4 protein-coding genes and 1 tRNA gene are annotated in these 6,882 nt (G+C 37.2%); 3 read left to right on the top strand and 2 right to left on the bottom strand.

The window, feature by feature from the left end; genetic code table 11:
* Positions 1-550: 550 nt before the first annotated feature.
* Entirely contained in the window at positions 551-1,954 is a 1,404-nt protein-coding gene (drt2, locus tag CDG56_RS14015; protein WP_087548230.1) for an antiviral reverse transcriptase Drt2, read from the top strand.
* Positions 1,955-2,194: 240 nt separating this feature from the next.
* Here the strand turns inward: drt2 and CDG56_RS14010 are convergent, their stop codons facing one another.
* Together CDG56_RS14010 and CDG56_RS14005 are read right to left on the bottom strand one after the other, a co-directional pair.
* The gene (locus tag CDG56_RS14010; protein ID WP_087548229.1) at positions 2,195-3,358 is read right to left on the bottom strand and encodes a tyrosine-type recombinase/integrase; all 1,164 of its coding nucleotides are present in this window, start codon (positions 3,356-3,358) and stop codon (positions 2,195-2,197) included.
* 183 nt (positions 3,359-3,541) lie between these two features.
* Positions 3,542-3,631: transfer RNA gene (locus CDG56_RS14005), tRNA-Ser, on the bottom strand.
* Between the two features lie 122 nt (positions 3,632-3,753).
* Here CDG56_RS14005 and CDG56_RS14000 point away from each other — a divergent pair.
* Together CDG56_RS14000 and CDG56_RS13995 are read left to right on the top strand one after the other, a co-directional pair.
* Positions 3,754-5,631 (top strand): potassium transporter Kup, encoded by a 1,878-nt coding sequence (locus CDG56_RS14000; RefSeq protein ID WP_087548228.1) that lies wholly within the window; start codon positions 3,754-3,756, stop codon positions 5,629-5,631.
* Between the two features lie 155 nt (positions 5,632-5,786).
* Positions 5,787-6,860 carry a DNA/RNA non-specific endonuclease gene (locus CDG56_RS13995; RefSeq protein ID WP_034602596.1) on the top strand — a complete coding sequence of 358 codons (1,074 nt, stop codon included), beginning with the start codon at positions 5,787-5,789 and terminating at the stop codon, positions 6,858-6,860.
* Positions 6,861-6,882: the final 22 nt, after the last annotated feature.

The raw sequence follows: 6,882 nt of genomic DNA, 5'->3' as shown, positions 1-6,882 counted from the left end.
CTAGGCAAAAAGGTTCCATTTTTGCCCATTGGGCATCAGTAAGTATGTATCTATCCATAGTACTATTATAAATTAATCACTACCCTTTGTTAATTCTCAACAAGCCCTAGTTTAGGGAAAGCTATATGAATTAAAATTACCCAAATAATTCTACAATTTTATTCAAACAGTTATGTGTAGTTATTTTGATTATTCTATATTGATTTTATTTAAATTTTTAGCTAAATTGAACAGGCCTTTGGAGTGGTTAGTCTAGCTCGCGAAGGGATGTTGTTTGAACTGTCCAGCAGTTTGTTAAGAGATATTGTAATAACGAAGCGAGCCAGAAAGGCTACGATTAGTTTCAACAATATCACCACACAGTTGGTCATCATACTTCCTCCAATAGTATAGCATGTTAAGTTTTATGCGTTAGTCAAAGATGTTTTTTGACAAATTTAGTGCTGGGTTTAAGAAATTAATAACGTTTTGAACCAAAGTTTGAAGACTCCGTAGGGGCGTAACGTGAGACGCGCCACAAGCCCTTGCGGATCTGCTAAATAGGATTATTTTGCTAAATTTTGAAGAATATAAAGAACAAATTTACGATAAGAGGCATTTATCAAAAGGCCCTAATGGAAATAGACCTAAATCAAGAATCCATTTTGACATGCCGCTTGATGCCAAATCAGCTTTTTCTCTTGTGTCTAATCCGGATAAGGTAGCTAAACATTGGTTTTTACCCTTTATTGGGTTTGAACAAAGTGTTCGAAAGATTAGAAATCATAATGGTTTGAGCCGAAGGAAAGCTAAAATCCGTCCCTTACGTTACTCGGCTAATAGAGATGGTTATATCTATGCTTATTATTCATATATACTTGATAAGCAATATGAAAATGTGATTAATAAAACATCTCTAGACACATCAATATTAGCGTATCGTTCATTGGGGAAATCAAATGTGGATTTCGCTAAAGAAGTATTTGATTGGATTGAAAGAGCCCAAGAATGTAATGTACTAGCAATCGATTTATCCAGTTTTTTTGATACCTTAGATCATGACATTTTAAAGAAACAATGGCAGAGAGTTAATGGTGTAAGTAACCTATCTAAAGATAACTATATGGTTTTTAAATCTTTAACACACTATTCCTTTTTGGATATTGAAGAAGCTTTATCTGTTTTAGGGTGGCCTGATAAGTTAAGTAGAAAACGGTTAGGAAAATGTATTCCAAATCCATTAAGAAAAGAGACTAGTGCTAGGCATCAATCAATAGAGGATTTTCAAAGTATTAAAAAATATAAGTCTGTTAATTCGGATGGAAGCTATAAATATCTAGTACAAATACCGGAGAAAAAAAATGGAAAACGATATGGTATTCCTCAGGGTTCTCCTATGTCAGCTATACTTTCTAATATTTATATGTTGGATTTTGACCAGCAGTGCTGTGACCTGATGGCCAGCATTGGGGGAATATATAGACGTTATTGTGATGACATCTTGGTTATTTTCCCTAAAAATATAGATATTAATGATATATATTCTAAGCTTAAACAGTTTCTTATAGATCATGGAGGGCAGCAGCTTAGGATAAATGATGAGAAAGTTGAGAAGATTCAATTTGTAAAGAAGTTGGGGGGATTGACGGCAATTGATGCTGTAAGTTTAGAAAATAAGCCATTACAATATTTGGGTTTCATTTATGATGGGCAAAAAATTTTAATACGCTCATCTAGTTTGTCTAATTATTACAGACGTTTGGTATCAAAGATTCAGGCATCTAAGAATAAAGCCAAACGAAATGGAACTAAGACATATCGTAGAAAAATTTATAGAATGTATAGTCACTTAGCTCGTAAACAACGTAATTTTATTACTTATACATATAGAGCTTCAGAAGCTATGGATGAGATATTAATAAAACGACAATTATCTAATCATTGGAAGCGAATTCATGATGAGTTAAAGAAGTGAATCTTCTATACATTACTTTTCATAGTAAGGCTCCAGAATTTCAGAAGAATCCTGAGATTTTGAACTAGAGCTATAGAGTATGATGCTTGATGATTTAAATAATTTTCTGATTAATATGTTTTAATTTTTTTGGGTGATAAAGATCTGAAAAGCTTTCAATATTTCCAATGGGTTTGAAATATGTAATAGTATAGTCTCGATATTGATTGCGTATCATCTTTCTAGCTAATTAAGAAGGTCTTATTTGCGTAAATTATCAATAAAATCAGACCATTCCTGCATCATTTTTATTCGATATTCTAAGTGCTGCGCATGGTTATAAGCCTGAGAAACCGAGTTCCCAACGGTATGCGCTAATTGAATTTCAATCGCATCATGCATATAACCTTTCTCATGTAGGGTCGTGGAAGCAAGACCACGAAATCCATGTCCGGTCATTTTTCCCATATATCCCATCGTTCGAATTGCACATAAAAGAGCATTGCTGCTAATTGGCTTAGCGGTACTGTAATTATAGAAAACATACTGTTTTATACCTGTAATCGGTTGAATCCTTTCCAGTATCTCTAAAGCTTGCTTTGATAAAGGCACTATATGAGGCATCGCCATTTTCATTTTGTGTGCAGGAATGCGCCATAAATGATTTTCATAATCAATCTCATTCCATTCCATCATTCTCAGTTCTGCCGTTCTGACAAAAGTAAGCGTCATCAATTGTAATGCTGATCGAATGATAAGATTGCCGTGGTAGCGATCCATACGTTCAACAAAGGCAGGAAATTCAGAAATATCCAGACGAGCCATATTTTTTACTTTGCGTGGCTTGAGCGCTTCTCCTAAGTGTGGGGTAGGATCGTTCTCAATCATGCCTTTACGAATCGCAAAGCGGAAAATACGACCAGCTAAAGGGATTGAGCGTTTTGCCATTTCCAATGCACCACGCTCTTCAATTTTTTTGGCACAGGCAAGAACATCTTTCCCCTTAATTTGGTCAATAGGCATGTTACCTAGGACTGGGAACAGATCTTTTTCAAAAACAGATAAGTCACGTAAATAGGTCGCCTCTTTAATGACGGCTTTACGGTCTTGCATCCATTCCATAGCAAGTGCTCTGAAAAGTGTACTTTCATCGACCTGCAATTTTTTTTGTTTCTTCGCTTCGTTTGGATTAATACCATCTTTTAACTTTAAACGTGCTTCATCACGGATTCTTCTCGCTTGGGCAAGTGTGGTGTCTGGATATGTACCAATACTGAAAATATTTTCTTTCCCATTGATGCGAAATTTCATACGCCAATGCATGCCACCTGACGGTGTGACTTCCAGATACATGCCTTTTTCATCAGAATATTTGGTTTTCTTTTCAGCAGGTTTGATTTTTCTGACCTGAGCATCTGTAAGCATTGCAACGATTCCCGTAGAAATTTGGGGGTATAAAAATGAGGGTAATTTATTATACCCCCAGTTATACCCCCAACTGTATCAGGATTCAATAGGGTCAATTGGAAAACATAAGGCAATAAAAAAAGCCTAAACCCTTTAGATTTAAGCTTTTAGGACTCTATGAGATATCATAGAAAGTAAACTTGGCGGTGAGAGAGGGATTCGAACCCTCGATACGCGCAAACGTATACACACTTTCCAGGCGTGCTCCTTAAGCCACTCGGACACCTCACCAAGGTGTGCGATAGTAACTAAAAAAAAGCAGACTGCCAAGTTGTAGTCGAATAGATTTGCAGAAAAACTTCTTGGCTAATGATAATATTAAGGAATATAACGTTCTATATTGAAGACAATATATGCAAAGTACTGCAAAAAAAGCAGCCTTACCTGCCACTGCATTGGCAGCATTAGGGGTGGTGTTTGGAGACATTGGAACCAGTCCTCTGTACGCTTTGAAAGAATCCTTCCATGCTGCACATGGCTTAGGAATTCAACCTGAAAATGTATTGGGAATCTTGTCGATTATTTTTTGGTGTTTAATGCTGATTATCAGTATTAAATACATCGCGATTGTTATGCGTGCGGATAACAATGGTGAAGGTGGAATCATGGCTTTACTTGCTTTGAATCTACGCAAAGCAAAAATATCCGATAGTAAGAAGATTTATTTAATTGCGATTGGTTTTGTTGGGGCATCGCTATTTTTTGGTGACGGTATTATTACGCCTGCAATCTCAGTACTTTCCGCTGTTGAAGGTCTATCAATTGCAACCAATGTACTTGATCCGTTTATTGTGCCAATTGCAATTGTGATTGTAACGACATTATTTTTAATGCAAAAACACGGAACCGCGTTTGTTGGTAAATTTTTTGGGCCAATTACGCTACTCTGGTTTTTGTCATTGGGGATCTTGGGTGTCATTAGCGTCGTGCAAACACCAATCGTACTCGGTATGGTTAGTCCTCATTGGGCAATTCAGTTTATTTTCACTCATCCTGTACAAGCATTTTTTATTATGGGTGCTGTTGTTCTGACGGTCACAGGTGGTGAAGCCTTATATGCAGATATGGGGCATTTTGGACCGCGTCCAATTCGTTTCGGTTGGTTTAGTGTCGTTTTGCCTTGCCTTGTATTCAATTATGCTGGACAAGGTGCGCTGTTACTTCGCAATCCTGCGGCGATTGAAAATCCATTCTATTTACTAGTCCCAAGTTGGGCTTTGTACCCAATGATTATCTTGGCAACGATGGCAGCTGTGATTGCATCACAGGCCGTTATTTCTGGGGTTTTCTCTTTAGCTCGTCAAGCAATCCAATTGGGTTATTTACCACGTTTAGGCATTAAACATACTTCTGATTCTGAAGAAGGACAAATTTATGTGCCATTTCTGAATTGGTTATTGCTGATCTCGATTGTCATCTTAATTTTAATTTTTAAAACCAGCTCAAACCTTGCAAGTGCTTATGGCTTGGCTGTGACCTTAACCATGTTATGTGACACAATTTTGGTTGCTGTATTCATATACTATGCATGGAAATGGAGCTTACCAAAAGTGATGCTGTTGATTATTCCATTCTTTATTTTGGAATCCGTACTGGTCGCAGCAGCATCATTAAAAATGTTCTCAGGTGGTTGGGTACCGTTATTGATCGGTGCAGTCGCGGTTATGATCCTGATGACGTGGAAACGTGGGCGTGAGCTTACTTTTGCTAAGCTTGAACATGACACTCTATCGCTCGATTTATTTGTGAAAAGTATTGGGGACAATGTTCATCGGGTACCTGGCGATGCAGTCTTTTTAACCGGAACGCCTAATGTTGTTCCGCATGCGATGCTACATAATATTAAGCACAATAAAGTACTACATGAGCGTAATATTTTAGTCACGGTTGTGATTGAAGATGTTCCATTTGTTCCTCAAGAGGAGCGAATTAGTGTTGAAACGTTGAATGAACATTTCTATCGCATCAAAATTTTCTACGGTTTTAAAGATGAACCTAATGTGCCAAAAGCCTTGATTCAAGCTTACGAAGAATTAGGCTTTGAATACGATTTGATGCAAATTAGCTTCTTTATTTCACGTGATCGTATTGTTCATAGTGTGGGAGATGGTATGTCTCCGTGGCGCGAACGCTTATTTATCTCAATGCAACGTAATACTAGCCCTGTGAGTGACTTCTATCAAATTCCAACCAACCGTGTTGTGGAGTTAGGCAGTCAAATTGAAATTTAGGTAACATAAAAAAAGGCACTTTAGAGTGCCTTTTTTATTATCTGGTGATCAAGTGAACAGTTTTGCGACATAAAGTGTCGTTCTTTGCTTTATCTCAATATACAGTTGAATATGGAATTGCTAAGCTTCGCATTCATATTGATTTTGATTTAGTTATGGCGAAGAAAACAACCAAAAAGAGTAAAACACAATTTGCTTTTTTGAGCCAAAATTTTGGAAAAATTGTTCTTGCTTTGATCGCAACAGGCAGTTTCGCGATTGCATTTGGTAATGAAAAAATTTCTAAATTAATTCCTTTGCCATCGAGTCATGGTGCTTGCTTAGAACAATTTTATCGAGATGTTCCTCCTTTACTTACAAAAGAAAGTCTAAAAAAAGATAGTTATGCTTTGTGTTTTAATGATTTTAATGTGATGTATTCAGGTATTTCAAAAACACCATTGTGGTCAGCGGAATACCTTACCCCAGATCGTTTAAGTATTAAAATTAAGCGCGAAGATAGTTTTCACGAAGAAACACGAGTGCCTCTCGCTCATCGTGCATTGTTAGCGGACTACCGTGGTTCTGGGTACGATCGTGGACATATGGCACCGAATGGTGATATGAATAACACTGCGGCACAACATGACAGTTTTTCTTTAGCCAATATGGTGCCACAATCACCGAAGAATAATCAGGAAGTTTGGCGTAAACTCGAAGAAGCAGTGCGTTCTATTGTGACTAAACAGCATAAAGATGCTTATGTTGTGACTGGACCGATCTTTGAAGATAAGCGTTTAAAAACCATAGGGAATGGCGTAATAGTTCCTACAGCGGTATACAAAGCCGTGTATTTACCTAAACAGGGGATTATTGGGGCGTACTATGCACCGAATAATGATTCATTACAGGTTAAAGTGGTGAGCATCTGTTATTTAGAAGAAAAGTTAGGAATTAATTTATTTCCACAACTCACAGAACAACAAAAGCGTAATGTTTATCAATTGCCTACATCGGCACAACAAGTTAAAGCCAATAAAGAAATTAGCTATGTGAGTTGGGATAGACAAAGTCAATGTGCTGAAGAAGCAACCACGGCAAGTATTCAAGCACAACAGCAGCAATTCTCTTCTGGGAAGACACAAACTGATGAGACTAATTTGCCGCAAATTGATGAGGAAACCAAACAAGCTTTAATCAAACAATTGATTGATGCATTGGTTCAGTATTTCTTACAATTGTTGCGCTAATTTCGCAGGCATCCTAATGTGG

This window comes from Acinetobacter sp. WCHA39, assembly GCF_002165385.1.
In the GTDB taxonomy this organism is placed as follows: Bacteria; Pseudomonadota; Gammaproteobacteria; order Pseudomonadales; family Moraxellaceae; genus Acinetobacter.
The sequence above is the reverse complement of the archived record's forward strand: the minus strand, read 5'-3'. Positions and strand labels throughout refer to the sequence as shown.

Bases quoted from the DNA above. Each gene is read 5' to 3' on its own strand.
- CDG56_RS14010 (WP_087548229.1), bottom strand. From the start codon at position 3,358: ATGCTTACAGATGCTCAGGTCAGAAAAATCAAACCTGCTGAAAAGAAA.
- CDG56_RS14000 (WP_087548228.1), top strand. From the start codon at position 3,754: ATGCAAAGTACTGCAAAAAAAGCAGCCTTACCTGCCACTGCATTGGCA.
- CDG56_RS13995 (WP_034602596.1), top strand. From the start codon at position 5,787: ATGGCGAAGAAAACAACCAAAAAGAGTAAAACACAATTTGCTTTTTTG.